Origin of the sequence: Sorangium sp. So ce836, assembly GCF_028553905.1 — a bacterium.
Lineage (GTDB): Bacteria > Myxococcota_A > Polyangia > Polyangiales > Polyangiaceae > Sorangium > Sorangium cellulosum_D.
Genome location: NZ_CP102233.1, coordinates 2419781 through 2445742, shown reverse-complemented (window position 1 = coordinate 2445742; position 25962 = coordinate 2419781). Strand labels below are relative to the sequence as shown.

Here is a 25962-nt window from a genome sequence, read left to right as displayed (position 1 = left end):
GTGCGATCGATGACACGAGAGGAAGGCGGGGCGCCGCGGGGCGCCATCGAGCGGATCGGCGAGAAGGCGGGGCGGTCGTGGCCGAGCATCGAGGCGGCCGCGCGGCTCTCGGCGGAGACCCGGGCGCGCCTCGCGGCGCTGCTCCGCGAGCAGATCCCCTGCGACACGAGCGCGGTGGTCTTCGGCTCGCTCGCCCGGGGCGAGTACACGACCGGCAGCGATCTCGACTGGACGCTGCTCATCGACGGTCAGGCCGACGAGGGGCACTTCAGCCAGGTTCAGGCCATCACGAAGATCCTGAAGGGGGCGAAGTTCCACGAGCCGGGCCCGACGGGCGTGTTCGGCAACGTGGCCTTCAGCCACCCGATCCTCCACCAGATCGGCGGGCAGGAGGACACGAACAAGAACACGACCCAGCGCATCCTGCTGCTCCTGGAGTCGCTCGCGATCGGCAAGCCGGACGCCCACGAGCGCGTGCTCAGGCTCGTGCTCTCGCGCTACGTGGAGGACGACCGCGGGCTGCACTACGGCAGCAAGCGCGAGATCATCCCGATGTTCCTGCTGAACGACATCGTCCGGTACTGGCGCACCGTCGCCGTCGACTTCGTCTACAAGCAGCGCGAGCGCAGCTCGGGCTGGGCGCTCCGCAACGCGAAGCTCCGGATGTCGCGCAAGCTCATCTTCGTGAGCGGGCTCATCACCTGCTTCGGCTTCGAGCTGTTCGGCAAGGACCGGGCGACGTGGGCCGACGACGGCGACCGGGTCTCGACGCCGGCGCTCGTGCGCTTCCTGCGCGAGCGCATCCGGGTAACGCCGCTGGAGAGCCTCGCCGAGGTGCTGCTCCGGCCCGCGATCTCCGCGGAGACGGCGCGGATGCTGTTCGACAGCTACGACGCGTTCCTCGAGCTCCTGTCGAACGAGGAGGAGCGGGGCCGGCTGAAGCAGCTGCCGCTCGACGAGCAGCTCGGCCACGACCCGACGTTCAAGCGGGTGCGCGACATCGGGCGCGAGTTCCAGGGCGGGCTCAACCGGCTCTTCTTCGAGGAGGATCCGGAGCTCCGCAAGCTCATCCAGACGTACGGGGTGTTCTGATGCGACCCATGGGCTACTCGACAGGGGCGCTCGCGCTCAGCGACGTCGAGCGGGCGCTCTCGATGCTGGAAGGGAGCTCCGCGACCGCGGTGGAGCTCTCCGCGCTGCGCATCTCGGAGCTCAAGCCCCTGCTCCGGCTGCTCGGCTCCCTGGACCTGTCGCGGTATCGTTACGTGTCGTTCCACGCCCCGAGCCGCTTCGACGCGGCGGAGGAGCGCGTCGTCGCCGACGCCATGGCGGAGGTCGCCGCGCTGGGCTGGCTCATCGTCCTCCACCCCGACACCGTCCACGATCCCGGCGCCTTCCGGCAGCTCGGCGGCCTGCTCGCGCTCGAGAACATGGACAAGCGAAAGCGGACAGGCCGCACGGTGGACGAGCTCCGGCCGTTCTTCGACGCGCTGCCGGAGGCGTCGTTCTGCTTCGATATCGGCCACGCGCACCAGGTCGATCGCACGATGACGGAGGCGCACTTCCTGGTGAAGGCGCACAGGACGCGGCTGAAGCAGCTCCACGTGAGCGAGGTGAACTCGGGCAGCCGCCACGACGCCCTGAGCCAGAGCGCGGCGCACGCGTTCCAGCGGGTCGCCGCCCACGTCCCGGGCGACGCGGCGCTGATCCTGGAGACGCCGGCGTCGCCAGGGGAGCTGGAGCGGCAGATGGCCATCGCCAGAGCGGCGCTGACGATCCCGGACGGCGTGGAAAAGACGCCCGCCTGATCCCGGGAGCGCCGGCGGCGAGGGCGCGGGCGCACGCCGGTTTCGCCGGTCGCCGGCATCGATCCTGGCGAGCCCTGGCCTCGCAGCCTCGACGAGCGGCTTCGGGGGCGTCGCGGCGCCCGACGGACGGTCTGGGGGCGCCCGAGGCGCTACGCTCCGCGCGTTCTCGGCGCGCCTAGGGCCGGATCGGGGGGGACCACGATGAAGCTGAAGACGCTGGCGGCCGCGAGCACCGCATGGCTCGCCGCCCTCGCGCTGCTGACGGCGAGCGGGCTCACGCTCAGCACCGCGTACCTGGACCGCGAGGTCGCGTGCCTCTTCAACCTGGTCCGAGAGGTGCGGTCCATCATGGAGCTGGAGGTCCACCTCCTCGCGTACGAGCGCGAGAGCGCCCGGGTCGCGCTGACGCAGCTCCCCGAGCACGCCCGCGCGCGCGACGCCGCGGGGCGAGAGGTGAAGCGGTGGTTCGAGGACCTCCGCGAAAACCCCGTCACCGTGGAAAACGCGGACGTCTTCACGGCGACCGAGCGGGAGCTCGAGCTCTACCTCGCCGCGCGCGCGCTGGCGGACGGGACGGCGCCGCTGGCCGCCCCCGCGGAGGGCGGGCTCCCCGATGACGTCGATCGCGCCTTCGTCGCGCTCGAGCAGCTGCTCGCCGCGAAGCTCGAGGAGGCACAGATCGCCCGGGGGCGCGTCGACGCGGTGAACCGGCTCTCGGAGACCGTGAGCCTCGGGGCCGCCGCGATGCTCCTCACCGGGGTCCTGCTCGCGCTGTGGCAGATGAGCGGGCGAGTCTATCGCCCGCTCCTCGCGATCCGCGCCGCGATCGACCGCTACGGGGCCGGCGCGCTCGACGCCCGCGCGCCGCAGGGCGGGCTCGACGAGCTGCGCGAGATCGCCGTCGCGTTCAACGAGATGGCCGAGGCGCTGGCCGAGCAGCGCCGGAGGCAGCTCGGGCTCCTCGCGAGCGTGGCGCACGATCTGCGCAACCCGCTGGCCGCGCTGAAGCTCACCGTCGACCGCCTCCGGCCGGATCGGCCCCTGCCGCCCGAGGAGCGGCTCAGGCCGATGCTCGCCCGCATCGGGAAGGAGGCCGCGCGCTGCGATCAGATGCTCACGGACCTCATGGACATCGCGCGGCTCGAGGGCGGCGAGATCGAGCTGCGCCACGAGGTCCGGGACGCGCGCGAGATCGCCCGCGAGGTCGTCGAGCTCTACCGGCCGACGGCGACCGCGCACGAGATCAGGCTGTCGCTGCCCGACGAGGCCGTCCCGCTGCGCTGCGATCCGGTCAGGATCGAGCAGGTGCTCAACAACCTGGTCGCGAACGCCATCAAGTACTCGCCGGAGGGCGGCGCCGTGCTGGTGGCCGTCGCGCGCGAGGGCGCCGAGGTCACGATCGCGGTCACCGACCAGGGCGTCGGCATCGCGGCCGAGGACCAGCGGCGGCTGTTCGAGCGCTACTGGCGCGCGCCGTCGTCGCGCTGCGTGGCGCCGGGCGTCGGCCTCGGCCTGTGGGCCGCGCGCCGCATCGCCGAGGCGCACGGCGGGCGCATCGAGGTGACGAGCGCCGCCGGCGAGGGCTCGACGTTCACCCTGCGCCTGCCGTCCTAGGGCTCGTCCGGATCGAGCTCCCAGCCGAAGACGCCGGGGGTGCGAGCGCGGTGCCTGCCGAGCGCCTCGCCGGGGAGCCAGGGGCCGTCGGCGGCCCAGCGGGTGGAGAAGGCGTCGCGCAGCACGAGCTCCGCCAGCTTGCCCCGCGGCGAGAAGCCCCACTCGGCCTCCTGCGAGACGTCGTCCGGGTCGGCGTAGAGCCGCCAGACGAAGAAGCCGGCGCAGCTGCGCGCGTCGAGGAACGGCGCCATCACCGCGGCGTAGGCCTCGGCCTGCGAGCGCTGATCGACGACCACGTCCTTCATGCGGTCGGGCCACTCCCACGGGCGCACGGCGGGATCGCGCCGCGTGGTGTAGCCGATCTCGGTGAGCAGGACCGGCTTGCCCCACGCGCGCGCCACCGCGTCCACCCCGGCCGCCACCTTGCGCCCGCCGCTCAGGAGCTCCTCGAACGACGCGCCCTCGCGCTCGGCGAGCGGATAGAACGCGTTGATGCCGATGAGGTCCAGCGCGTCGAAGATCAGCGTGTGCTCGACGTCGTCCCAGTTCGCCGAGTAGGTGAGCAGCCCCGGGTACGCGCGGCGCACCGCCTCGATGATCGGCAGGAAGCTCGCCGCCCGCGGCGTCGTCACCCAGCTCCGCAGCTCGACGCCCACGCTGAGCATCTCGGCGCCGCCCTCGCGCGCGACCTCCGCCCAGGTGAGCAGGAACCGGCGGTACGACTCGGCCCAGCGCGCCCAGCCCGCGTCGTCCCCCGGGTCGATCAGCGCCCGCCACTCGCCGCTCTCGACCCAGAGGTGCGGGACGAGCAGCACCTTGAGCCCGCGCGCGTGCGCCTGCGCGATCGCCTCGAGCACGTTGCGCCGGTTCTCCTCGAACGGCGCCTCGAAGACGAGATCGACGCCGGTGCCCTTGCCGTCCCACACGCGGCCGAACGGCGTCAGGCTGACCCAGGTCGCGCCCATCGCCACCGCCTCGTCCATCGCTCGCCCGCTCGCCGCGGTCCCGTAGCCGCGGTCCGGATGCCGGAGGTTCTCGATCGGCCCGATCGTCACGCCGCGCACGCCGCCCCAGCCCGACTCGGCCCACCCCGTCGCGCCGTACGGAAGGCGCTCCGGCGAGATCCGCGGCGCCCCCGGCGCGAGCCGCGGCGCCCCTGGCGCGACGCGCAGCGCCCCTGGCACGACGCGCAGCGCCCCCGGCGCGAGCCGCAGCGCCCCCGGCGCGAGCCGCGGCGCCCCTGGCGCGACGCGCAGCGCCCCTGGCGCGACGCGCAGCGCCCCCGGCGCGAGCCGCAGCGCCCCCGGCGCGGCCGACGGCGCCTCCGCCGCGCTCCGCGGTGCCTCCTGCGCGATCCGGGGCGCGGCGCTCGCGGGTCGCGCAGCGCTGCAGACGGCCGCCGCCGACACGGCGAGGGCGGCGCCCGCGGCGCCGGCGAGCGCGCGTACTTCTCGACTCATCGCTGGCACGGGGACGCCTTATACCAGGCGAGCGGCGCGCGGTACCGCGGACGTCAGCCGCCGTCGGTCTCCTGGGGCCGCGGCCCGCCGCGGCCCTGCTCGGGCGGCTACGGCGCGGCCGTCCCCGGCTGCGGAGGCTGCGGCGCGGCCGCCCCCTCCCCCGGCCGCGCCGCGGTCGCCTCCCCCGAGGGCTGCCGCGCGTGCAGCATCGCGTCGCGCTCCTGCCGCGCGCGCTCGGTCCCCTCGCGCCACCGCTGCTCGCGCTCGATCTTCTCGCGCCGCCGCCGCTCGCGCTCGACCTCGTCGTAGATCACGTCGGGCCGCTGCGGCTGGTACCGGAGCCCGCCCGGCCGCACGGCTCGCAGCGCTTCGCCGTCCGGGCCCGGAGCGCTCTCGGCGTCCGGCCCCGGCGCCGCGGGCTCGTCCGACGCCCCGGGCGCGGCAAGCACGGCCGCGACCGGTCGCATCGCCGCGACGGCGGAGCGCGCCTCCTGGGCCGCGCGCCTCGCCACCCCCTTCGATGCGAGCACGGCGCTCTCACCGCCGCCGAGCGCGCCCGTCTGCACGAGCCACACGCCGCCGACCCCCGCGGCCATCCCGAGCACCGCGAGCGCGATCGCGAGCCGGCGTGGCCACGGCGACGGCCCGCGGCGCACCACCGTGAGCCGCTCCGTCTCGGCCGGCGCGCGCGCCTCGGCCGGCGTGACGCGCGGCGCCGGGTCGATGGTGACGCGATGCGCGACCTGGCGGTCGAGCGGCACGGGCGTTCCACCCGCCGGACGCTGCCCTGCCCCGCCCCTCTGCACGTCGGCGGGGAGCTCCGGCGGGCTCACCGTCAGGACCGGGGGCGGCGTGCGGCTCGGCCGCAGCTGCTCGCCGCCGTCCCAGGACGCGCCCGCGTGCGACACCAGCGTGATCTCGCCGTGGCGGACGCCTCCGGGCGCGTCCCACTTGGCCGTCGTCTCGAGGTCGCCCATGAGATCGTCGGGCGACATCATTGGCAGATCGGCCAGCGTGTCGGCCTCCCACTCGTCCTCGACGGGCGCGGGGGCCGGGGTCGCCATGCGGAGCGTCTCGTCCTCCGCCCGGAGCGCCTCCCACACGCGCTCGGCCGCGTCCTCCGCGCCCTCGCCCCCGAAGCGCGCGAGCGCGAACGCGAGCTTCGCGACGTCCGAGGGGCGCGCCTCCGGGTCCTTGTCGAGGCAGCGCAGCACGAGATCCCCGAGCTCGGCCGGCTCGAACCGCCGCGGGAACGGCGCGGGCGGATCGTTCAGGACCTTGTTGCAGATCTCGAGCTCGGTCCGCGCCTCGAACGGGCTCGCCCCGCAGAGGAGCGCGTAGGCCACCGCGCCGATCGACCAGACGTCGGCGCGCTCGTCGATGCCGCCCGCCGACCGCATCTGCTCCGGCGCCATGTAGAGCAGCGAGGTCCGCATCGCGCCCGAGGCGGCGTTCGGTCCCTCGCTCTCGACGCCACACGCCACGGCCGACACGCCGAAGTCGAGCACCTTCACGCTGGGCGCGCCGTCGCCGAAGCTGAGGAACACGTTCTCGGGCTTGAGGTCGCGGTGGAGGAGCCCGACGCCGTGCGCCTCGGCGACGGCCTCGCAGATCTGGAGGAGGTACTTCACCGCCTCCCTGGCTCGCAGCGGACCGCGGCGCTGCAGGTAGCTCGCGAGATCGGAGCCCTCCAGGTACTCGCTGACGACGAACGGCACACCGCCCTCGACCCCGACGTCGAGGGTCCGCGCGACGTACCTGCCCGAGAGGGCGCGCGCGGCGCGAGCGCCCCGGAGCAGCCGGTCGACGGCGGGCCGGTTCTCGGCGATCCTGGGGTCGACGCGCTTGAGCGCGACGCGCTGGCCCGACGCGCGATCGATCGCGAGGTGGACGGCGCCGACCCCGCCGACGCCGAGCCGGGTCTCCACCGCGTACCTGCCGGCGACGACCTCCTGGCCCCCCGCGGGAGCCCCGGCCGCCCGAGGCGCACGCTCGGCGTCGGTCCACCCCTGCGCGGCGGCGCGATCCTCTCTTCCGGCCTTCAGCGACGTCAACGCACTGCCTCGGTGGGGTCCGCGCTCTGCGCGGACCGGGTCAAAACCTGTCCTCTGAATAGCAGATCCAGAGTGCAGCAACGCGTCCATGACGTGTCGTCTACCGACCACGACGACCGAGGGATGTCCGTTCTGCGCGCAGCCGGCTGGCCGGCCAGCTGGCCGGCCGGCCGGCCCGCCTCCATCCATCGCTGCTGCGAATGCAGCCGATCCATCGCCCTTCGCCATCCAGACATTCCCAGCCATGCAGCCCAGCGATGCGCCGTCCGTGCCACGCAGTCCGGCGCTGCGCCGCGCGTGCCGCGCGGGCCTGCGCTCCGGCCGTCCACGCGGCTCACGGCGGGAGCCCGAGCGCGAGCGCTACCAGGGAGTCGACGCCGGCCAGGACGAGGACGAGCGCCGCGGCGGACGCCGCGCCGAGCCCGAGCGCCTTCACCGCGCGGAGGCGCCGCGGCCCGCGGGCGTCCGGCCGCCCGTGCTGAACGCCGCGCGTGACCCAGCACCACCCGAGCATGGACAGCGGCCCGAACGCGTAGAGCGCCGCGCCCCAGGTCGCTCCGTTCCAGCAAGCGGCGCGCTGCTCGGGCGTGAGCCGCCGCCGATCCCACCGCTGCAGCGCGAGCGGCAGCGCGATGCCGAGCAGCATCTGGATTGCGAGGCGGAGAGCGCTCATGTCGCGCGAGGGGATCCCGGGCGCGCGATCCGCTCAGGCAGCGCCGGACAACCGCTGTTCGATCGAGCACGCCGCAGCGCGTCGCGGCAGAGCTCGGGTGAGCGACTCGATGCCCGTCTTCGCTGTCCTGCTGCGCCGCGGAAAGCACCCCAAAAATCGCGTGCCGGCCTTCTCGATCTCCACGGGGATTGATACGAACGAGGAATGACAACGACTGAGGCAGGGGACATCAGGAACGTTGCAATCATCGGACACAAGGGGGCTGGGAAGACATCGCTCGCCGAGGCCATGCTGTACGTCGCCAAGGCGACGGCCAAGCTCGGCAAGGTGGACGACAAGTCGAGTGTCCTCGACGATACCGCCGAGGAAAAAGAGCACGTTTGCTCGTTCGAGGCGAGCGTCGCGCACCTCTCCTGGGGCGGGAAGAAGATCAACGTCGTCGACACGCCCGGAGAGGGGAGCTTCCTCGCCGAGACGCGGCTCGCGCTCGCCGCGGTCGACGCGGCCATCCTCGTCGTGAGCGGCAAGGACGGCGTACAGCCGATCACCGAGCGTGTCTTCGGGTGGGTGAGGGAGGCGAAGCTGCCGTGCATGATCGTCGTCACCAAGGTCGACGCCGAGAACGCGCGACCCGACGAGGTGATCGCCGAGGTCCGCGCGCGCCTCAAGGCGCCGCTCGCGGTCATGGAGGAGCGCGTCGGCGAGGGGCTCCAGTTCCGGGGGGTCGTGGCGATCCGGACGAAGAAGGCCTGGCTCGACAAGCCCGAGGCGCCCGCCGCGGCCGCGGGCGCCCCCGTGCCGGCCGACGTCGCGGGGGCGGTCGAGAAGGCCCGGGGGAAGCTCGTCGACGACGTCGCCGGCAGCGACGACGAGCTCACCGAGCGGTACCTGACCGAGGGCGACCTCACGCAGCAGGAGCTCGATCAGGGGCTCCGCGCCGCGGTCCGCCGGGGGGCGCTGGTCCCGGTCTACTTCGCCTCCGGGGTCCGCCCGAGCGGCGCCGCCGCGCTGCTCGACGGCATCGTCGAGCTCGTGCCCCCGCCGACCGAGCACCCGGCGTGGGCCGGCGTCGTCCCGAGCGGCAAGCCCGGCGCCACGCCGCAGCCCGCCGAGCGGCCGCCGGCCGCGGACGCGCCGGCGGCGGCGTTCGTCTTCAAGACGTCGATCGATCCGCACGCCGGCCGCACCTCGTTCGCGCGCGTGCTCTCCGGCGTGCTCCGGCCCGACGCCACGCTGCTCAACGCGAGCACGGGCAGCGCGGAGCGCCTCGGCAAGATCCACGCCGTGGTCGGCAAGGACCACAAGCAGGTGGAGGAGGCGCGCGCCGGCGACATCGTCGCGCTGCACAAGCTGAAGGCCACGCTGAGCGGGCACACGCTCTGCGACGAGAAGCACGCGTTCCTCTTCAGCGCGCCGGAGCTGCCGCCGGCCCTCTTCTCGCGCGGCGTGCGGTTCGACGCGAAGGGCGGCGAGGACAAGGTCGGCAACGCCCTCTACCGGCTGACCGAGGAGGACCCGGGGCTCAGCGTGCACCAGGACCCGTCGACCCGCGAGCTCGTCGTCTCGGGCCTCGGCGCCCTGCACCTGGAGATCACGGTGGAGCGCATCCGCCGGCGCGTCGGGATCGACTGCCGGCTCGGCCCGCCGCACATCGCCTACAAGGAGACGATCTCGCGGAAGGCCGCGAACGTCGAGGGCAAGCACAAGAAGCAGACCGGGGGCCACGGCCAGTTCGGCGTCTGCTACATCGACATGGAGCCCCTGCCGCGCGGCGGCGGCTTCGTCTTCGAGGACGCGGTCGTGGGCGGGGCCGTGCCGCGGCAGTTCATCCCCTCGGTCGAGAAGGGCATCGTCAAGGCGATGTCGAAGGGCGTCCTGGCCGGCTACCCGCTGGTCGACGTCAAGGTGCGGCTCTTCGACGGCAAGTACCACGACGTCGACTCCTCGGACGCGGCCTTCCAGATGGCGGGGAGCAAGGCGTTCAAGGCCGCCGCCGCGCAGTGCGCGCCGGTGCTGCTCGAGCCCATCGTGCGGCTCTCGGTGACGGTGCCGAGCGCGACCATGGGCGACATCATCGGCGACATCAACAGCCGCCGCGGGAGGATCCTCGGCACCGACTCGGTCGAGGATCAGACGATCGTGAACGCGTTCGTGCCGCTGGCCGAGGTGCTCGAGTACGAGTCGAAGCTGAAGAGCATGACCCAGGGCAAGGGCACGTTCACGATGAGCGTCGAGCACCTGGAGGTCTGCCCGCCGGCGGTGCAGGAGAAGGTGATCAAGGAGAGCGGCTTCAAGGTCGAGGCCGACGAGGACTGACGGGGCGACGCCCGGGCTACGGGTGGATGTGGACGATGGTCCCCTCCCCCGTGGCCTTCCCCGCGCTGACCCCGTGCCACCCGTCGGGCACCGGCGGATCGGTCCAGAGGAACACCTTGCGCGCGTCGATCGGCGACAGGTTGATGCACCCGTGGCTGCGCGGCTTGCCGTAGTCGTCGTGCCACGGCGCCGCGTGGATCGCGTAGCCGGCCTCGAAGTACTGCACCCACGGCACGTCGCGGAGCTCGAACTTGTTGTCGACCTCGTGCGCGTCCATCGTCGTCGTGACGTGCTTGTCGCGGATCCGGAACGTCCCGCGCACGGTCGAGAAGGTCTTCTTGGGGTCGCCGAGCCCGTCGCGCCCCGTCGCCGCCGCGGTCGCGTAGACGGGCCGCTTGCCCTCGTAGAGGATGAGCGTCTGGCTGAGGATCGAGATGTCGATCCACTTCACGTCCCCCTGCGCGAACGACGGCAGCTCCGAGGGCTTCACCGCGATGGCGACGTCGGAGTCGCGCACCCACGTCCCGTCCTTCGCCTCGACGAGGCGCGCGCCGCCCACCTTCCTCGATCGCCCCGTGAGCTGCACGGCGGTGTGCCAGGGCAGCTCGCCCGCCTTTTCCATCTCGCCGCCCGAGATGTCGTAGCGCTTCGCGTCCTGCCGGTGCACGAACGCGAGGGGCAGCTCCCACCCCTTGGTCATGTCGACGCCGTGGAACGTGGAGCCGCGGGCGGGCTTCAGCTTCGACGTGGGCACGAGCCGCGCGTCGGTGGTCATCGCGAAGCGCCGCCCGCCGTCGCCCATGAAGGTGTCGATGAGGGCGAGCCCCGCCTTGCGCGCGATCCGGTTCGTGATGATCGCGTAGCCCGGGACCTTGAACGACGAGATGTTCGGGATCTGCCGCCCGCCCTTGAAGAACCAGGGGATCTCGTCGCTGCCGTTGCCGCCGTAGAGCTCGCTGTCGCCGAGCTCGGGCGGCCCGGCGGGCGGGTCGCCGGTCGCGTTGCCCTGCGCGTCGAGCGGCACGTCGTTGGCGCCGACCTTGATCTCGTCCCACTTCTTTTTGAGCTTCTTGTAGCTGCGGAGGTGCCGCTCCAGGCTCATCTCGTACTGGAGCTGCTCCTTCATCAACGGCATCCGGTAGTAGTTCGGCGCGATGGCCCTGACGAAGGCGTACGGGTACGGCATCGGCTTGGACAGGTCGGGCCGCCGCGTGAGCGCCCGGAGGATCGGGTGCTGCATGTCGATCGTGGCGTCGCTGTCCGCGCACATGTACCCGGCGGGCAGCACGCGGTAGTAGCCGCCCTGGCAGTCGTCGAACGAGACGGGCTTCTCCCCGCGGGGCGCCGTCCCGCCCGCGCGCAGGTAGCCGAGCTTGGCGGAGCGGCGGTCCGCCTTCTCGTAGATGGGCGCGACCATCTGCACGGCGCCGATGCGGGGCCCGTCGACGCGCGGGAGGGTGGCGGGGTCGTTCTCGGCGGGCGTCTGGGCCGCGCCCGCGGAGAGGCTGATGATGCCCTCGGGCGTGGCGTTCTCCCCGCCGCTGCACGCCGAGAGGACCGGCAGAGCGAGGGCGGCGAGCGCCAGGGCCGGCGGGGAGAAGCCGCGCGCAGGGGCCGGGATCGCAGAGCTTCGCTGTCGGGCGTCCATGCCCCGGGGATGCCGGACAGACGGTCGGGTGGCCAAGTTTTGGCGCTCCCGGATCAGGAAGCGAGCGGCAAGGCGCTGCCAGGAGATGCGCGACGTTGCTGGAAAGGGTTGCGCGGAAGCCCGACCCCGGCTAGGTTCCGGGCCCTCGCGAACCCCGCGAGCATGCGCCACTAGCTCAGCTGGATAGAGCGTCGGCCTCCGGAGCCGAAGGCCAGTGGTTCGAATCCACTGTGGCGCGCTGGGTTGTCGATGATCCCGTGACCTCGGGGTCGCGCCCGGACTGCGGCGATGCGCCGCTCCGTCAGGCGCTCACGCGAACCACGCGTTGAGCTCGGCGTACGTCAGCGGCGCATCGTGGAACGGCGGCGGCGTCCACCGGCCGGCGAGCAGCTGCTCCGCGTCCTGCCTCGCGGCCGAGAGCGCCGTCAAGGCGAGGCGCGGCCCGACGCTCACCCGGCGCACGCCGAGGGCTCGGAGCTGCTCGACGGGCGGCAGCGCCGGCGAGGCCCACACGTTGAGCGGGGCCTGCACCTCCGCGGCGACGCGCGAGAGCCCCTCGGCCGCCGCGAGGCCCGGCACGAAGACGCCGTCGCAGCCCGCGTCGACGTAGCGCCTGGCGCGGCGCACCACCTCGTCGAGGGTCGCTGCGGAGTAGGGCGCGCCGCGCAGGAGCACGTCGGTGCGCGCGTTCAGGAACAGGTCCAGCCCGGCGCGCTGGAGCGCCCCCCGCGCCGCGAGCAGCTTCGAGACGAGCGCCTCGGGCGGCTCGGCCCCGTCCTCGAGGTTCACGCCCGCCACGCCGGCCTCCGCGAGGCGGCACACGGCGTCGGCGACCCCCTCGGCGCTCGTGGCGTAGCCTCGCTCGAGATCGACGCTCACCGGGACGCGCACGGCGCGGAGGATGTCGCGGGCCGAGGCGAGCAGCCGGTCGAACGGCAGGCGCTCGCCGTCGGCCACGCCGTGCGCCCAGGCCACCGCCGCGCTGCTCGTCGCGACCGCGGCGCCGCCGGCGGCCTCGGCCATGCGGGCGCTCACGGCATCCCACGCGTTGAGCAAGACGAGGAGCTGTCCCGGCGCGTGCAGCGCCCGGAAGCGGGAGGTTTTGGTTGCCATGGCCCGGCAGGATAGGCTCATGATGGCCCAGCGACAGTGCCAAGAACCGCGAAAACGAGTGGGCCATCGTGACCCGCCGCGGGGCCAGGGTCTCCGCGGCGCGCCGGCGGCAGCGGAGCGCCGGTACGCTGCAAGCGCAGCTCTACGACCGGATCCGCCAGGCCGTCCTCTCCGGCGCGCTCGCCTCGGGCGCGCGGCTCCCCTCGGCGCGCGCCATGGCGCTCGAGGCGGGCGTCTCGCGGGGGACCGTGGACGCCGCGTACGCGCGCCTCTCGGTCGAAGGGTTCCTCGTGGCGCGCGGCGCGGCCGGCACGTTCGTCACGACCCCGCTCCCCATCGCCGCCGCCTTCGCCCCCGCGGCCCCTCCGGAGCCGCCGCGAAGGGAGCCTCGCGCCCGCGCGGCGCTCCTCCCCTTCCAGGTCGGCGTCCCCGCGGTCGACGCGTTCCCCGTCGCGACCTGGTCGCGGCTGCTCGGCCGGCACGCGCGGCGCGCCCGCGCCGGCGATCTCGCCGGCTCCGACCCGTGCGGCGACCGCGCCCTGCGCGAGGCCATCGCCGCGCACCTCGCGGTCTCGCGCGGCGTCGTCGCGCGCGCGGAGCAGGTGATGATCACCGGGGGCTACCACGGCGCGCTCGGCCTGCTCGCCCGCGCGCTCGCTCGGCCGGGAGACCGGGCGTGGTTCGAGGAGCCCGGCTACCACCGGGCCCGCGCCGCGCTGGAGCTCGCCGGGCTGCGGCTCGCGGCCGTGCCGGTGGACGCCGAGGGGCTCGACGTCGCGCGCGGCGCCGCGCTCGCCCCGCGCGCCCGGTTCGTGTTCGTGACGCCGAGCCACCAGATGCCGCTCGGCATGGCGCTCTCGCTGCCGCGCAGGCTCGCCCTCCTGGCCTGGGCGCGCGGCGCCGACGCGTGGATCATCGAGGACGACTACGACGGCGAGTTCCAGCGCGCCTCGGCGCCGCTGCCCGCCCTCAAGAGCCTCGATGACCAGGGCCGGGTGATCTACGCGGGGACCTTCAGCAAATCGATGTTCCCCGCGCTGCGCCTCGGCTTCCTCGTCGTTCCGGACGGCGCGCGCGACGCGCTCGCCCGCGTGGCCAGCCTGCTGCACCCGGCCCCGCTGCTCGCCGTGCAGCGCGCCGCCGCCGACTTCCTCGGCGAGGGGCACTTCGCGCGCCACGTGCGGCGCATGCGCGCGCTCTACAGTGAGCGGCACGGCGCGCTGTCTCGCGCGCTCGAGGAGCTCTCCTCGCCGCAGCTCCAGGTCGAGGAGGGGACGGGCGGCCTGCACCTGATCGCGCGCCTGACCGGCGCCCGAGACGGAGAGGTGGTCGAGCGCGCGAGCCAGCTGGGCCTCGCGCCGGGTGCCCTGTCGAGCTGCTATCAGTCCGATCCGAACGAGGGGCGGCTCGACGGGCTGCTGCTCGGGTTCGCCGCGCTGCCGGCCTCGCGCGCGCGCGAGGCCGTGCGCCGCCTCGCGCGGGCAATCGAGCAGGTGCCCCGCCCTGAGCTCAACGCGGGGCGCCGGCGCGGAGCATGAAGGCGCGCAGCCCGCTGCGAAGCGAGGCCGCGTCGATGCCGTCGAGCAGGGCGTGCTGAACCAGGAAGCCGAACAGGAGGCTAGACAAGACCCGGGCCATGTGGTCGGCCGGGATATCCCGCGTCACCAGGCCGCGAGCCTGATACGCCGCGATGAGCCCGACGAGCATGCGCTGGACGCTGCTGAAAGTGTCTCTGGCGCGCGCCGAGAAGGAGGGTGAGCGCTGCGCTTCGCCCCACACCTGGACGGCGAGCTTGGCCAGATCCTGTGTGGCCTCGAGGCGCTCGAGCGAGGCGAATACCCGTCCGAGGACTTCCTCAAGCGGCGGCGGTGCCTCGGCGTCGAACGCGGCGTCGAAGGCGTTCTGGACCTCGGCGAGCGTGTCGTCAGCGATGGCGGCGATGATGTCGTCCTTGCTGCGGAAGTAGCGATACACCCCGCCGGCGGAGAGCTCCGCTTCGCTGAGCACATCCTGCATCGACGTGGCGTGGAACCCGTTGCGGACGAAGCAGCGCCGCGCAGCCGCGAGGATCTGCTGCCGGCGGGCATCGAGGTGGTCCTGAGAGACGCGGGCCATGTCTCATCATAGAACGAACATTCGCTCTTGTATACACCAGCACAATCGGGCAACCTAGGTCGAAAGAGAACGATCATTCGTTCACTGAAACATCGGGCGAGGATGACGATGCAAGAGACGACACTTTTCGGCGGACTCTCCGTTGATGATCCCGGGAAACGGCTGGGTCAGCTGGTCGATGGCTTTCTCGCGACCCAGGTCGTGGCCGTGATCGCGCGGCTCGGCGTGCCCGACCACATGGCCGGAACGGCGCGAACCGCGGAGGAGCTGGCGACGGCCACAGGCGCCGACCCGGACGCGCTGGGCCGGTTGCTGCACGCGGCCATGGTCTTCGGCCTGCTAACCCGGGATGAGGGTGGTCGGTTTGCCCTCACCGAGATGGGCGCGTTGCTGCGTACGGACACTCCAGGATCGCTCCGTGACCTGGTGGTTGGCTTCGCCACACCCCCGTTGTGGCAGGCCGTTGGTCGCCTCGCTGATGTCGTCCGCACCGGGCGCGGAGGCGACGAGAACGAGACCTGGAGCTACTACCGACGCCACCCGGAGGAGGCCCGATGGCTCGCCCGCGGCATGAGCCGCATCACCTCGCGCCTCTCGACCGAGGTCGCCGCGGCCTACGACGCCTCCGGCTTCGATCGCATCGTCGATGTGGGCGGCGGCCGAGGAACCCTGCTAGCGGCCATCCTCCGCCGCGCGCCGCGCGCCGCCGGCGTGCTGTTCGATCTCTCCGAGACGCTCGCCGAGGCCCCCACCCTGCTGGCCGAGGGCGGCCTCGCGGATCGCACCCAGATCGTCGCCGGGAGCTTCTTCGACGCGGTCCCGGCCGGCGGCGATCTCTACGTGATCAGTCAAGTACTTCACAACTGGGACGACGAGCGCGCCCGCACCATCATTGAACGTTGCCACCAGGCCAGCCGCGCGGGCGGCACCTTGCTCGTCATCGAGCCGCTGCTGCCCTGTGGCCCGCAGGCCTCGCCGATGCACCTGCTCGACGTGCTCACCCTGGTCGGCTGCGGCGGAAGGGAACGCACCCGCGAGCAGCTCCAGAGCCTCCTGGCCGCAGCGGGCTACACGCTCGCCCGCACCATCCCCCTCTCGCAGGACTTCCTGCCCTGGCACATGCTCGAGTGCCGGCGGACCTGACGCGGCCGATCGCGCCCAGGCCCTGCAGCGCGATGGCCCGAGTGGGCCCCAGGAGCTGCGCGCGTCGCCCTCGCGCGGGCTCGCGCCCTCGCCGCCGCCCCGGCCTCACCCCCTGGCGAGGACCATCTCCGTCGACGTGAACGGCGGCGGCGGCAGGTCCGCGCGGTGACGGAACCCGAACCGCGCGTAGAACGTGTGCGCGTCCTGCGTGCCCAGGTGGACGTGGCGCGCGCCGCAGACCGCCGGGTGCGCGAGCAGCAGGCGCACCACCGCCTCGCCCACGCCGAGGCCCCGCAGCGGAGGGGCGACCATCACGTCGAACATCCACGCGCGCTTGCTCCCGTCGCTCACCGCGCGCGCCGTCGCCACGAGCCGGCCCGCGGCGTCGCGCGCGCCCACCCACGCCGACGAGCCGAGCTGCGCCCGCGCGATCACCTCGCGCGGCACACCCTGGTTCCAGTAGGCGCCCTCGAGCAGATCGACGGCCGCGTCCACGTCGCGCGGCCCGAGCGCGCACGCGAGCGCGCAGCCCGCCGGCGCCCGCAGGAAATCGGGCACCGGCGTGTCCGGGCACGCGCCGCGCAGGAGCTCGATCGCCTCGGGGTCGCCCGGCGAGCCCCGCTCCCAGAGCTTCGTGAGGAGGCGCGCCCGCTCCTCCGGCGCGCGGTTCTGCGCGAGCTTCGCCTTGCCGTCGAGCCGCTCGAGCGGGACCGCGAGCACGAGGATCCCCTCGATCGCCTTGCGGTAGAGCGGGCTCCGGGCGTCGAGCGGCGCGTACCCGCCCTCGGGCTGGTACTTCCGCATCAGCGCCTCCAGCACCTCGGCCTTGTGGTCCGGGTCGTCCACGCGCTCGATCACCCCGTGCGCCTGCGCGCTCCGGTAGAGCGTCGTCGCCGGACAGGCGCGCGCTGGATCGGTGAAGTAGCTCGGGATCGAGGCGACGATCTGCTCGCACGACACCACCGCCGCCCGGCCGACGGCCTCGATCTTCTCGCCCGCGGGCGCGCCGTGGAACGCGATCGACCCCCGGACCACGACGCCGTGCACCGCCCGCAAGAGCGGCGCGCCCTCCGCCGTCGTCGAGGCCACGTGCACCACCTCTGCGCGCCCGAGGAGCTCCTCGGCCTCCACGCGCTCCATGCGGAAAATTTCCCTGCGCATGGCCGGAGCGTGCCGCGCGGCTGGTACGTCCAAAAGATCCGGTCCGTCGATTTCTGCTAGACCAGCCGGCGTGCCCTGGGAGCTCTCGCTCGCCGTCGATCCCGCCGCGTCGCAGCCGATCTTCCTGCAGATCGCGCGCGCCCTCGCCGACGACATCCGCCGCGGCCGGCTCCGCGCCGGCGACGAGCTCCCGGGCAGCCGCGCGCTCGCGCGGTCCCTGTCGGTCCACCGCAACACCGTCCTCGCCGCGTACCGCGAGCTCGCCGCCGAGGGCTGGATCGAGGCCAGCGCCGCGCGCGGCACCTTCGTCTCGGCCGAGCTGCCGGCGCCCGCGCCCCGGCGCTTCGCCCGGCGCGCGGCGGTCCGGGCCGAGGTGCCGGCGAAGCTCGGCTTCGACCTCGGCGCGACCTCGCTCCGGCCCATGCCCCTCGTCCCCGAGGGCGCGCTCCGGATGAGCGGCGGCGTCCCCGACATGCGCCTCGTCCCGACCGCGGCGCTCGCGCGCGCCTACCGCCGCGCGCTCCGCGCCGAGCCGAGCCGGCTGCTCGACTACGCCGATCCGCGCGGCCACGCCCGCCTCCGCGCCGCCCTCGCCGCGATGCTCTCGGCGGTGCGCGGCCTCGCCGCCGGCCCGGAGTCGGTGCTCGTCACGCGCGGCAGCCAGATGGCGCTCGACCTCGTCGCGCGCGCGCTGCTCGCGCCGGGCGACGCGGTGGCCGTCGAGTCGTACGGCTACCGCCCGGCGTGGGAGGCGCTCCGCCTCGCCGGCGCGCGGCTCGTCCCGGTGCCGGTCGACGCCGCGGGCCTCTCGGTCGACGCGCTCGCGGAGCTCGCCGATCGCGAGCGCCTCCGCGCCGTCTACGTCACCCCGCATCACCAGTACCCCACGACCGCGGTGCTCGCGCCCGGCAGGCGGATCGCGCTCCTCGAGCTCTGCCGCAGCCGCCGGATCGCGCTCCTCGAGGACGACTACGATCACGAGTTCCATTACGACGGCCGCCCGGTGCTGCCGCTCGCCAGCGCGGACACGGCCGGCATCGTCGTCTACATCGGCACCCTGTCGAAGATCCTCGCCCCCGGGCTCCGGCTCGGCTTCGTGGTCGCGCCCGAGCCCCTGATCGAGCGGCTCTCCTTGCACCGCACCTTCGTCGACCGGCAGGGCGATCACGCGGTGGAGCGCGCCGTCGCCGAGCTGCTCGAGGACGGCGAGGTGCAGCGCCACGCGCAGCGCGCGCGGCGCGTTTACCGGGCGCGGCGCGATCTCCTCGTCGCGTCGCTGCGCGCCCGGCTCGGCGACGCGCTCGACTTCCGCGTGCCGGCCGGCGGGATGGCCCTGTGGGCCAAGGTGGACGCCGCGATCGACGCGGACGCCTGGGCCGAGCGCTCGCTCGCGCGGAAGGTCGCGTTCTCGGCGGGGCGGCGGTTCGCGTTCGACGGCAAGAAACGCCCCTTCCTGCGGCTCGGGTTCGCGGCGCTGGACGAGCGAGAGATCCGCGAGGCGGTGGAGAGGATGGTCCAGGCGCTCTGATCGGCAGGCGGACAGCCGGCCAGAACGGCCCGGCGCCCTGCACGGCGGCGAACGCGGCAGAAGCGGTAGAACGCGGGTGTCCGCGGTTTTGGGGGCGGCTCCACCTCCGGTCGATGGCGGCGCGTCCACAAAACCGCCGTCTCTCCCTGTCTCTCCGGAGAGAGCTACTCTATGCATCGGGGGCGAACCGAAGGGACAAACACCACCAGATGCATCGAGAAGTAGTGACCGCGCTCGGGCTCGTCGCGGCGACCCTCACCACGATCTCCTTTCTCCCGCAGGTGCTCCGCACGCTGCGCACGCACGACACGCGCTCGATCTCGGTCGGCATGTACGCGGCCTTCGTGACCGGCGTCGGCCTGTGGCTCGTTTACGGCCTGCTCACCGGGGACGTGCCGATCATCGTCGCCAACGCGATCACGTTCGTCCTCTCGGGCACCGTGTTCGTCCTCAAGCTCCGGTACGGCTGAGCCGCCCCCTCCCGCGCGGCGCTCCGGCTCGCCGCGCCTCGGCCAGCCAAACCAGCTCCGCCCCGGCGGCGCCCACTGGGCCTCTCCGCTCCTCCCGCCGAAGCCGGCCTTTCCGAGCCTCGCTTGACACGGCATTTCCCACGTCCTACTGCATTGCCAGTCCCAGCAGCGGGACCAGGGCGCAGATCCCCAGCGGACCATGTCGTGCTCGGCGCGCTGGGGCGAGAGATCGGCTCTCGCGCCTCGATCGCCGCGCCGTGGGCTTCCGTCATCCCGAGAGGGGGATTCATGAGACGATTCCACAGGCCGAGCGTGCTCCTCGCGCTCGCGGCGCTGGGCTGCGGGGCGTCCGAGACGCCGATCGCCGAGGCCGGGGAGGGCTGCGGCGGCTTCACCCACGGCCCCGCGCCCGTCTGCGCCACGGGGCTCTATTGCAGCTACGCGCTGGAGGACAGGTGCGGCTGGGCGGACGCGGCAGGCGTCTGCGAGGAGCGACCTGCGTCCTGCACGGAGGAGCACATGCCCGTCTGCGGCTGCGACGGCCGGACTTACGCGAATCCCTGTCTGGCCGCGATGGCCGGCGTCGCCGTCCAGGCGATGGGCGAGTGCGACGGCGCCCCGACCGGTGGATGAGCCGAGCTCCCCTCACCCGCGACGCATACGTCCCCGACTCGCCGCCGCGAGGCGCGCTGTGCCCGCAGTGAATCGATGACGGTTCCGGTAAGGCACCCGGCCGCGCCGGCTTGACCGCGCCCGCACCCCCTCTCACCATCCAACGTAAGGGGGAATACAATGAATGGTGCGATGCTTTATGACCTCGCGATGCGGCTGCCGCTCGCCGTCCTGATGCTCTATAACGCCCTGTTCACCGGGCGAGATATCTACGTTCACCTGTTTCTCTGGCGCGGGCCCGCGGGGCTCACGTACGGGACGACGCTGGCCGCGCTCCTCGCCACCGAGGCGTATCTCTTGCTCGTCGCGGCGCTCACGCTGTTTCGCCTCCGCCCGGTGCGCAAGCTGAGCGGCGTCGTGCCGCGCATCACCGCGCTCGCCGCCGGGCTGCTGCCGGCGAGCCTCGCGTGGCTGCCCAAGGTTGCGCCCACACCCGGCCGCCAGATGGCGGGGACGCTGCTCCTCGTCGCGGGCCTTGCGCTCGCCGTGGTCAGCCTCGGCTGGCTGGGCAAGTCGTTCAGCGTCATGCCCGAGGCGCGCCGCCTCGTCACGGGCGGCCCTTACCGGCTGGTACGACATCCGGTCTACCTCGCGACGGCGCTCCAGGGCGTCGGCGTGATCGTGCTCTATCCGTCGATCGCCGCGCTCGTGCTCTTCACGGTCGAGCTCGTCTTGCAGGTCGTCCGCATGGGGTACGAGGAGCGCGTGCTGCGCGACACCTTCCCCGAATACGACGATTACGCGCGCCGGACCTCCGCGCGGCTCATCCCCCGCGTCTACTGACGAGCGACGAGGCGCTCGCGCGCCGCTTCGCCCCCGGCGGCGTTGCGCGGCAAAATGCCACGAGCGTCACAGGCGCGCCGCATCGAGGGCGCCGGGCCGGGATATCCGCGATACGCCGCCTCGACGACGCAGCACGGCGGGCGCGGCGCGCGTGCCTCGGCGCGCGGCCCCCCGGCGCCGGAGAGGAGAAATGCCCCGACGAGCTCAGCGCGGAGATCGACGCCCCCTGAGGCCGCGACCGGACGAGGAGCGGCGACCTCGGCGGGCTCGGCGGTTCAACCGGACGGATTCGCTACCCGGCCGACGAACAGGATCGCGCCGGTCGCGTGATCCCGGATGAAGAAGAGGAACGGACGATCGAAATGGATGGTCGCGGGCTCGGGCGCCGACGTCTCGCCGATGACCACCCCCGTCGCCGCCGCCGCCTCGGTGCCCGCCTCGTTCACGGAGACGAACGCCTTGTGGAGCACGTCGCTGATGAAGAGGCCACCTTGCCCGTTCATCCCCGAGAAATCCGCGAGGCCGGAGAAGGCGATGGGCATCCCCAGCTCCGTGAGCGGCTGGACGAGATCGAGGGTCGACGCGAACTTGAACCTCGGCAGCGTCATCGTGACGCTCCGCGACCCGAGCGAGGCGAGGACTCCATCGAGCCGCTCCCGGTCGAGCCCCGCCTCGAAGCCCCCGAGCTCCGACGGGAGCACGAGCACCATCGACAGCTCGCCGCCGTCATAGGGCATCTCCAGCGCCTTGTAGCCGTCGCCCTCGCCATAGCGGACCTGCGCGTTGCCCGTCATCATCGGCACCGAGACGGTGGCGCCGTCGGCCAGCGTGAAATCGCCGGGGGCGGTCGCCTCCTCCTTGAACGGAAACTGCCATGCTGCGTTGAAATAGATGGCGTTCGTCAGCACGAGCCGCGTCGCGGGCTGGATGGCGCCCTCGGGCAGGATGTCCTTGATCCGGCCCTCGGTGCGCTCGGCCACCCAGCCGTTGATGATCCTCCGCGCCTCCTCGGGCGCCTGGGCGAAGTCGACGACGCGCAGCCCGGCCCCGTAGCTCTCCGCGAGCACGTCGAGGAACGGCCGCGCGAACGAGGAGCCGACCTGGCCCCAGAGCGCGTTGGCCACCTTGAGCCGGAACCCCTTGCCGTCCTGCCCCTCGGCGCCCTCGCCGCGGCGCGCGAGCGCCTGGTCGAGCGCGTTGAACGCCGGATGAAGCCGCTGCTCGGGCAGGGTGAAGCGCAGCGCGCGCGCCATCTGCTCCGCCGTTTCGCCGCGGGCGCCGGCGTACGTCATCGCCAGCGCGCTCGACACGCTGTACGGCGAATAGAAGAGGTTGCCCGGCTCGGCGCCGACCCGACGGTAGAGCTCGAGCGCAAAGGCCGTGTTGCCGGCGACGAGCTCCTTGACGTCGGCCTGGGGCACGTCGGGCTCGCGGATCCGCGGCTTGTCCGAGGCGATGACGCAGCCCGCGGTGTCCGGATCCCTGCACCCGGAGGCCGACGGCTGCGGTGAGGGCTGCGCCGCCGCGGCGCCGTCGGAGGTGCAGCCGGCGGACATCAGGGAAAATGGCAACAGGATCGCGGAGATCGGAGGCCTACGCATGCGCCCGGCGGAGCAGGGGGCGTGCCGGCCTGCCGTGGTCCGATCGCCGGCAGGCGTGCAGGGCACGGCGCCGCGCATGATAGGATGCGACCCACCATGCGGAGAGCCCGAGAGAGAGCCGCCGGAGGGGCGCGGCGCCCGTGATCGTGGTCGTGATGGGCGTGAGCGGCGCCGGAAAGACCACGGTCGGGGTGCGCCTCGCGCGCGAGCTCGGGTGGGCGTTCCTCGACGCCGACGACCTCCACCCCGCCGCCAACGTCGAGAAGATGCGCTCCGGCAAACCGCTCGACGACCGGGATCGCGCGCCGTGGCTCGCCGCGCTCTCGGCGCGCATCCGCCAGCTCCTCGACGCGGGGCGCGACGCCGTGATCGCCTGCTCGGCGCTCAAGGCGGCTTACCGCGCGCAGCTGCTCGTCGACCCCGCGCGGATGCGCCTCGTGCACCTGACCGGCGATCCCGCGCTGATCGCCGCGCGCCTCGCGGCGCGGACGGATCACTTCATGCCGCCCGGCCTCCTGGAGACGCAGCTCGCCGCGCTGGAGCCGCCGGAGGACGCGATCCGCGTCGACATCGGCGGCACCCCCGAGGAGATCGCCGCCGCCGTCCGCCGCGCGCTCGGCCTGTGAGCCGGGCTCGCCCCGCGCAGCGCGTGCGGGAGGCCGCAGCGCCTGCGCGACGCCGCGGTGCCTGCGGGAGGCAGCAGCGCCTGCGGGAGGCCGCAGCGCCTGCGCGGGTCATGGCGCCGCGGACAGGCCGAGGACACCGCCGGGCGACAGCCCCGGCGCGCCGAGCGAAAGACCCGGCGCGCCGGGCGCGGTCAGTCCGATTCGGACAGCCGGGCCACGAAGAGCGCGCCCTGCGCGCTGGAGAGCTCGTCACCGCCCAGCTCGATCGTGCCCTGGAACCTCCCGGCGAGCACCGGCTTCTCCCACGGGTCCAGCTCCAGCCCGACGACGCGGACGTCGGCGCCGATGCGCTGGGTCCACTCCTCTTCCTCCCCGCTCGGGCTCAGCCCGGCCGCCCACGCGCTGCACGAGGCCGGATCCTCCGCCTCGCACAGCGCATCGCCGGCCAGCACCACGCTCTCCTCGCTCGCCGCGACCTGGCGGGGGCTCTGCGCGTCGAAGCGCTTCACCCAGAGCACGTCGCCGTCGTCGTCGAGCTTGGCCACGAACGGCCGCGGGCCACCCGGCAGCTCGGGCTCGCCGAAGACGCCGCTGCCGGAGAGCAGCGCGGCGCCGTCCGGATCGACGGCGAGGTCGAACGCCATCTCCAGCTGATCCGACGAGCCGCGGAACCGCTTGTGCCACTCGAGCTGCCCGTCGTCGTCGAGCTTGGTCACGAACGTCGCCGTGCCGCGCCCGTCCTGGCTCGCGATGAGCGCGTTGCCGTCGTGGTCGACCTCGATGCCGATCTCCTCGCTGTCCGCGCCGCTCGGCGGCAGGCTGACCCACACGACGCGCCCCGAAGCGTCGAGCCGGACGACGAAGGCGCCGATCGACCGCCGCTCGATCCGCACGCCGGCGACCTTCGCCGTCCCCTCGAGCCTGCCGAGCACGAGCGCGCCGCCGTCGTCGACGTCCGCCGCGAGCGCCGTGCCGGTCAGGATGGAGTCCTCCCCGGCGCTGATCTGCACCGCCCAGCGGGTCGCGCCGTTCGAGCCGAGCTTCGCGAGGAACAGATCGGCGCCCCAGGGCGACGCCGCCGTGAGACGGTGCGCCCCGAGATCGAGCGTGCCGGTGAACTCGCCGAGCACGAACGCGTGCCCCCCTTTGCCCGCGGCCACGTCGATGGCGCCCTGCGCCGCGGCGTCGCCGAACCGCTTGGCCCAGATCGGATTGCCGCACGCGTCGAGCTTCGCCACGAAGACGTCCGCCGCGCCCGCGCTCTCCAGCCGGGTGCCGCCGAAGGTCGCCTCGCTCTCGAGGGCGCCGGCGAGCAGCGCGTTGCCCGCCGTGTCGATGGCGAAGCCGCGCAACGTCGCGCCCGTGGCGGGGAACTGCCGACTGAACGGCCGCCGCCGGCAGCCCGGCTCGGCCCGAGCGGCCGCTCCCGGCCCACCCGCGCCGGACATGCTGCTGCCGCGCGGAGCCGCGGCGTCCTGACACACACCGCCGGGATCCGCTGCACCCGTCCCGCACATCCCTGCGGGCGATCTGTGCTCCGCGTTCGCCCCGATCGAATCCACGCCGTCGCGCCCCGGCTCGCCCTCCGCCGCGCCGCCCCCAGCCCCCGAAACACACCCAGCTCCCCAGCAGATGACGCCGCAGAGCGCGCCCAGCGCCCCCAAGACAGACCGCATACCGCATTCTCCTCTCCCGCCTCGACGCGGGCAGACTGGAAACACTGCAGGATGTGGACCATGACCATTCCATTTCAAACTTCTTGGAAGTACGAAAATCTCGTCCTTTATCGGGGCCCGCGAACTCATCTGGGACGGGAGGGCGCGATCGGATAGAACCGCTTCATGCCCTCTTCACGCCGCCACTTCCTCTCGCTCACCGCCGCGGCGGGCTCGATGGCTGCGCTCGGCTGCTCCTCCGCGCCGAGGCCCAGCCCGCCCGCGCCGGCCGGCGCCGGGCCCGCACCAGGCGGCGGCCAGGCGCGGGCGCCCGCGCCGGCGTCGCCGCAGCCGACCGTGTCCTCCGGGAGCTCGGGGAAGAAGACGCTCCTCATCCTCGGTGGAACAGGCTTCCTCGGGCCCGCCGTGGTCGAGGCGGCGAAGGCGCGCGGCTATACCGTCACCCTCTTCAACCGCGGCAAGACGCGGCCGCACCTCTTCCCCGATGTCGAGAAGCTGCACGGCGACCGGGATCCGAACAAGGGCGATGGGCTCAAGGCCCTCGCCGGCCGCGCGTGGGACGCCGTCATCGACAACTCGGGGTACGTGCCGCGGATCGTCAAGGCGTCCGCGGAGCTGCTCGCCCCGAACGTGCAGCAATACGTGTTCATCTCGAGCCTCTCCGCCTACGCGACCCACACGACCCCGGGGGCCGACGAGACGGCCCCGATCGCGACGATGGCGGACCCCACCGTCGAGACGATGGGCAAGGACTTCGAGAACTACGGCCCTCTCAAGGCGCTCTGCGAGCAGGCCGCCGAGGCGGCGATGCCCGGCCGGGTCACGAGGGTCCGCCCCGGGTTCATCGTGGGGCCCGAAGACCCGACCGACCGGTTCACGTACTGGCCCGTTCGCGTCGAGCGGGGCGGTGAGGTCCTCGCCCCGGGCACGCCGCTCGACCCGATCCAGATCATCGATGTCCGCGATCTCGCCGCGTGGCTCGTCGCCGTCGTCGAGGCCCGGACCACTGGCATCTTCAACGCGACCGGGCCCGGCGAGCCGCTCACGATGGGCGGGCTGCTCGACACGTGCAAGGCCGCGCTCGCCAGCGGCGCGAACGCGCGCTTCACCTGGGTCAGCGCGAAGTTCCTCGAGAAGCCGGGCGGCGAGCCGGTCGACCTGCCGATCTGGGCGCCCGCAGAGGGCGAGACCCAAGCCTTTCACCTGCGCAGCACCGAGCGCGCGCGCAAAGCGGGGCTCACGTTCCGGGCCGTACAGGAAACGGTCAAGGACACTTTGTCGTGGTGGAAGACTCTTCCGCCGGAGCGGCAAGCCAAGCCGCGGGCAGGGCTCTCGCCAGAGCGCGAGGCCGAGCTCCTGCGCGCGTGGCGAGCGCAGCCCAGAAAAGCCGGCACACTGCCACAGTAGCGCACCCCTGCCCACTTGGGGTAGAATGCTGACGCACGACTCCGGCGGACGTCGCGCCGCTGGAGGAGCCCGCTGTCGCGGGCGACGATGGCCC

21 protein-coding genes and 1 tRNA gene are annotated in these 25962 nt (G+C 73.4%); 13 read left to right on the top strand and 9 right to left on the bottom strand.

All coding sequences use genetic code 11. From position 1 onward, the window contains the following. Nucleotides 1-9: 9 nt before the first annotated feature. From NQZ70_RS08955 to NQZ70_RS08945, 3 genes are all read left to right on the top strand, one after another. Nucleotides 10-1092: a nucleotidyltransferase domain-containing protein gene (locus NQZ70_RS08955; protein WP_129573846.1), complete on the top strand. Its 1083-nt coding sequence runs from the start codon at nt 10-12 to the stop codon at nt 1090-1092. Between the two features lie 8 nt (nt 1093-1100). After that, nucleotides 1101-1808, top strand: a complete 708-nt coding sequence (locus tag NQZ70_RS08950) for a TIM barrel protein (protein WP_129573845.1) — start codon at nt 1101-1103, stop codon at nt 1806-1808. Nucleotides 1809-2009: 201 nt separating this feature from the next. Then, nucleotides 2010-3422, top strand: coding sequence for a HAMP domain-containing sensor histidine kinase (locus NQZ70_RS08945; RefSeq protein WP_129573844.1), 1413 nt, complete (start codon nt 2010-2012; stop codon nt 3420-3422). Here the strand turns inward: NQZ70_RS08945 and NQZ70_RS08940 are convergent. The 3 genes from NQZ70_RS08940 to NQZ70_RS08930 all read right to left on the bottom strand — a co-directional run bounded on the left by NQZ70_RS08940 (nt 3419) and on the right by NQZ70_RS08930 (nt 7609). Further along, entirely contained in the window at nt 3419-4882 is a 1464-nt protein-coding gene (locus NQZ70_RS08940; protein WP_129573843.1) for a glycoside hydrolase family 113, read from the bottom strand. The genes NQZ70_RS08945 and NQZ70_RS08940 overlap by 4 nt on opposite strands. A gap of 107 nt (nt 4883-4989) precedes the next feature. Next, entirely contained in the window at nt 4990-6936 is a 1947-nt protein-coding gene (locus tag NQZ70_RS08935; RefSeq protein WP_129573842.1) for a serine/threonine-protein kinase, read from the bottom strand. A gap of 334 nt (nt 6937-7270) precedes the next feature. Then, nucleotides 7271-7609 carry a transcriptional regulator gene (locus NQZ70_RS08930; RefSeq protein WP_237245163.1) on the bottom strand — a complete coding sequence of 113 codons (339 nt, stop codon included), beginning with the start codon at nt 7607-7609 and terminating at the stop codon, nt 7271-7273. Nucleotides 7610-7813: 204 nt separating this feature from the next. On the opposite strand from NQZ70_RS08930, the gene fusA reads away from it, so the two are divergent. Then, entirely contained in the window at nt 7814-9925 is a 2112-nt protein-coding gene (gene fusA / locus NQZ70_RS08925) for an elongation factor G (RefSeq protein ID WP_129573841.1), read from the top strand. Between the two features lie 16 nt (nt 9926-9941). On the opposite strand, the gene NQZ70_RS08920 is transcribed toward fusA, so the two are convergent. Further along, nucleotides 9942-11573, bottom strand: a complete 1632-nt coding sequence (locus NQZ70_RS08920) for a L,D-transpeptidase (RefSeq protein ID WP_129573840.1) — start codon at nt 11571-11573, stop codon at nt 9942-9944. 164 nt (nt 11574-11737) lie between these two features. Here NQZ70_RS08920 and NQZ70_RS08915 point away from each other — a divergent pair. Further along, nucleotides 11738-11811: transfer RNA gene (locus NQZ70_RS08915), tRNA-Arg, on the top strand. A 71-nt stretch (nt 11812-11882) separates the two neighbouring features. Here the strand turns inward: NQZ70_RS08915 and NQZ70_RS08910 are convergent. Further along, nucleotides 11883-12686, bottom strand: coding sequence for an isocitrate lyase/phosphoenolpyruvate mutase family protein (locus tag NQZ70_RS08910; RefSeq protein WP_129573839.1), 804 nt, complete (start codon nt 12684-12686; stop codon nt 11883-11885). Between the two features lie 68 nt (nt 12687-12754). On the opposite strand from NQZ70_RS08910, the gene NQZ70_RS08905 reads away from it, so the two are divergent. Next, nucleotides 12755-14224: a PLP-dependent aminotransferase family protein gene (locus NQZ70_RS08905; RefSeq protein WP_207217783.1), complete on the top strand. Its 1470-nt coding sequence runs from the start codon at nt 12755-12757 to the stop codon at nt 14222-14224. Here NQZ70_RS08905 and NQZ70_RS08900 read toward each other — a convergent pair. Beyond that, the gene (locus NQZ70_RS08900; protein ID WP_129573838.1) at nt 14196-14801 is read right to left on the bottom strand and encodes a TetR/AcrR family transcriptional regulator; all 606 of its coding nucleotides are present in this window, start codon (nt 14799-14801) and stop codon (nt 14196-14198) included. The genes NQZ70_RS08905 and NQZ70_RS08900 overlap by 29 nt on opposite strands. A 102-nt stretch (nt 14802-14903) precedes the next feature. On the opposite strand from NQZ70_RS08900, the gene NQZ70_RS08895 reads away from it, so the two are divergent. Then, entirely contained in the window at nt 14904-15944 is a 1041-nt protein-coding gene (locus NQZ70_RS08895) for a methyltransferase (RefSeq protein WP_129573837.1), read from the top strand. Between the two features lie 105 nt (nt 15945-16049). Here NQZ70_RS08895 and NQZ70_RS08890 read toward each other — a convergent pair whose 3' ends face one another. After that, complete coding sequence (locus NQZ70_RS08890) at nt 16050-17105, bottom strand: GNAT family N-acetyltransferase (protein ID WP_165373860.1); 1056 nt, start codon at nt 17103-17105, stop codon at nt 16050-16052. A 70-nt stretch (nt 17106-17175) separates the two neighbouring features. Between NQZ70_RS08890 and NQZ70_RS08885 the strand changes: the two genes are divergently transcribed. From NQZ70_RS08885 to NQZ70_RS08870, 4 genes are all read left to right on the top strand, one after another. Next, on the top strand, nt 17176-18633 hold the full coding sequence (locus NQZ70_RS08885) for a PLP-dependent aminotransferase family protein (protein ID WP_129573836.1): 1458 nt from the start codon (nt 17176-17178) through the stop codon (nt 18631-18633). A gap of 209 nt (nt 18634-18842) precedes the next feature. Continuing rightward, the gene (locus NQZ70_RS08880; RefSeq protein ID WP_165373859.1) at nt 18843-19103 is read left to right on the top strand and encodes a SemiSWEET transporter; all 261 of its coding nucleotides are present in this window, start codon (nt 18843-18845) and stop codon (nt 19101-19103) included. A gap of 288 nt (nt 19104-19391) precedes the next feature. Further along, entirely contained in the window at nt 19392-19736 is a 345-nt protein-coding gene (locus NQZ70_RS08875) for a Kazal-type serine protease inhibitor domain-containing protein (protein ID WP_129573835.1), read from the top strand. A gap of 171 nt (nt 19737-19907) precedes the next feature. Further along, nucleotides 19908-20558, top strand: a complete 651-nt coding sequence (locus tag NQZ70_RS08870; RefSeq protein WP_129573834.1) for an isoprenylcysteine carboxylmethyltransferase family protein — start codon at nt 19908-19910, stop codon at nt 20556-20558. A gap of 275 nt (nt 20559-20833) precedes the next feature. On the opposite strand, the gene NQZ70_RS08865 is transcribed toward NQZ70_RS08870, so the two are convergent. Further along, nucleotides 20834-22159, bottom strand: coding sequence for a serpin family protein (locus NQZ70_RS08865; protein WP_165373858.1), 1326 nt, complete (start codon nt 22157-22159; stop codon nt 20834-20836). A gap of 140 nt (nt 22160-22299) precedes the next feature. On the opposite strand from NQZ70_RS08865, the gene NQZ70_RS08860 reads away from it, so the two are divergent. Then, nucleotides 22300-22785 carry a gluconokinase gene (locus NQZ70_RS08860; protein ID WP_129573833.1) on the top strand — a complete coding sequence of 162 codons (486 nt, stop codon included), beginning with the start codon at nt 22300-22302 and terminating at the stop codon, nt 22783-22785. Nucleotides 22786-22976: 191 nt separating this feature from the next. On the opposite strand, the gene NQZ70_RS08855 is transcribed toward NQZ70_RS08860, so the two are convergent. Next, nucleotides 22977-24461 (bottom strand): hypothetical protein, encoded by a 1485-nt coding sequence (locus NQZ70_RS08855; RefSeq protein ID WP_237245162.1) that lies wholly within the window; start codon nt 24459-24461, stop codon nt 22977-22979. A gap of 165 nt (nt 24462-24626) precedes the next feature. Here NQZ70_RS08855 and NQZ70_RS08850 point away from each other — a divergent pair, with 165 nt between their 5' ends. Then, nucleotides 24627-25868: an SDR family oxidoreductase gene (locus tag NQZ70_RS08850; RefSeq protein ID WP_129573832.1), complete on the top strand. Its 1242-nt coding sequence runs from the start codon at nt 24627-24629 to the stop codon at nt 25866-25868. The last annotated feature ends 94 nt before the right edge of the window (nt 25869-25962 follow it).